Source organism: Acinetobacter sp. CFCC 10889 (genome assembly GCF_003268395.1).
Taxonomy (GTDB): Bacteria; Pseudomonadota; Gammaproteobacteria; order Pseudomonadales; family Moraxellaceae; genus Acinetobacter.
Map to the genome: position 1 here is coordinate 1 of NZ_LQXQ01000145.1, position 1,792 is coordinate 1,792.

The following is a 1,792-nucleotide window of genomic DNA, read 5'->3' on the forward strand; positions in this document are numbered from 1 at the left end:
CCTATAGCTCCCATTTTTATTGTTAAACGTTGAATCCTATATGTTTTCCTGTTGGAAGCTCTACATCAATACGGAGCTTCCCACCCATTGCCTCAACATACTTTTTCATGGTTGAAATCTTAAGATCATTGCCACGATTTTCTATTGCTGAAAGCGATGGCTGTTTTATTCCCAAAGTTTCAGCAAGCTCTTTTTGAGAAATTTCGAGTTCTTCACGAATAAGATGAAGCTGATTTTCTAGCAGTAATTCATCAGCCATTTTTTGAATACGGGCTTGGCTCTCTGGAGAGCGGCTAGCTAACAATTCTTGCAGAGTCTTAGCCATTAGATTTATCTCCTAGGGTAGTGAGATGAAGTTGGTATTGTTCATCTGCAATATCCAGCATGTCTTTATAAAAACGCTTTTTACCGCCTTTATCAGCAATACATAGAACAATAGCCTGTCGTAAGGGATCAAATGCGAAGAAAGCTCTTAAGGGTCTACCGCGATGTTGAACGCGCAGTTCTTTCATATTGGTAAATTTAGACTCATACACAGTATCTACTAAAGGACGGCCTAAACTCGGTCCCTACTGCTGTAGAACAACCAGGGCAGCTAGGACCTTCTCTTGTGTAGGTTCATCTTGCTGTTCAAGCCACTGATTAAATAGATCTGTCGTAATGACTGTCCACATACCACAACCAAAATATAGATTATAGTCTATATTTTAGGGGCATTATGTTTGTTTTGCAAATGAGAAAGGATAGGCAATAAAAAACCCCGGCATCCTGCCGGGGTTTCTCATATTCGGTTCTAGGTATAACGTCCTGTTGTACCTCACGATCCTTGCGTTAGAACATAAACATCCATTTTACGTTCCGGAACTTCCTGTTCCTGATGGACTAATCATATGAATTTTCAAGTATGTGAACTAGTATTCATAGACTTGAATTAATGTGAGAAAATGCTTACAAAGATGATTAAAAACTGTCCCAGGTTTATCCGCAGGAAATGGGGATAATTTTAGATCCTGGGACGTTGAGAACATTGGAAAAACCGCAAAATTGACTACTTTTTAAACAAAATTATTGGCAAGAACTATCAAAACCGCTCATAAAAAAGCCGACTTGTTTCCAAGTCGGCTTTTCGGGTTTGCGTCCCCGATTTCTTATAGCATAACTTTTTGAAATATAAAACTATTTATTTTGCATTTCGTATAACGCCCATTATGTTAAATAGGCGTAGATATAGAGCTTAATTAACAAAAATTCTCCAAACCCATTTAAAAATACTGCCAACCATATTAGGAAATAAATAACCTATAACGAAGCAACTGATTACTGTAAAAATTATAATTTTAGGTGAACTAACCGTAGAGCCTAGATATAAAGAGGAAAATATTGCTAGTCCTAGACCTAGGATGACCCCACCCACAGAATAGTAAAATGCTGTAATTAATCGTTCAGAATTATCCATTATTACCCCTGAATTTTTAATTAGGATTAAGAGGTTTAAAAATTTTATTAATAATAATTGCTTGCGATATATCGCAAGTATCACTTACCTCTACTTTCCATGAATAATTCCTTTTTTTAAGAGGAAAAGCTTCTCCTCCACCATATGCAATTTTATCTCCGATATGGAAATTTTTATAGATAAAAACCTGATTTTTATACTTTTAACAATGATACAAAAAATTAACTGAAGCAGATGTAATTGCTATTTTTATGCCAACTATCGATTAAGCATTATCAGTATATTAAAACTATCACTTGGTTTACCTGTAAGTAAATTGAATACTTGGCATAATTG

1 protein-coding gene and 1 pseudogene are annotated in these 1,792 nt (G+C 35.5%); both read right to left on the reverse strand.

What is annotated here, in order from left to right; genetic code table 11:
• Positions 1–22: 22 nt before the first annotated feature.
• On the reverse strand, positions 23–325 hold the full coding sequence (locus AVJ19_RS21035; RefSeq protein WP_001140620.1) for a helix-turn-helix domain-containing protein: 303 nt from the start codon (positions 323–325) through the stop codon (positions 23–25).
• A pseudogene (locus AVJ19_RS21040) lies at positions 318–674 on the reverse strand (type II toxin-antitoxin system RelE/ParE family toxin). Before AVJ19_RS21040 ends, AVJ19_RS21035 begins: the two are co-directional and overlap by 8 nt.
• Positions 675–1,792 lie beyond the last annotated feature (1,118 nt).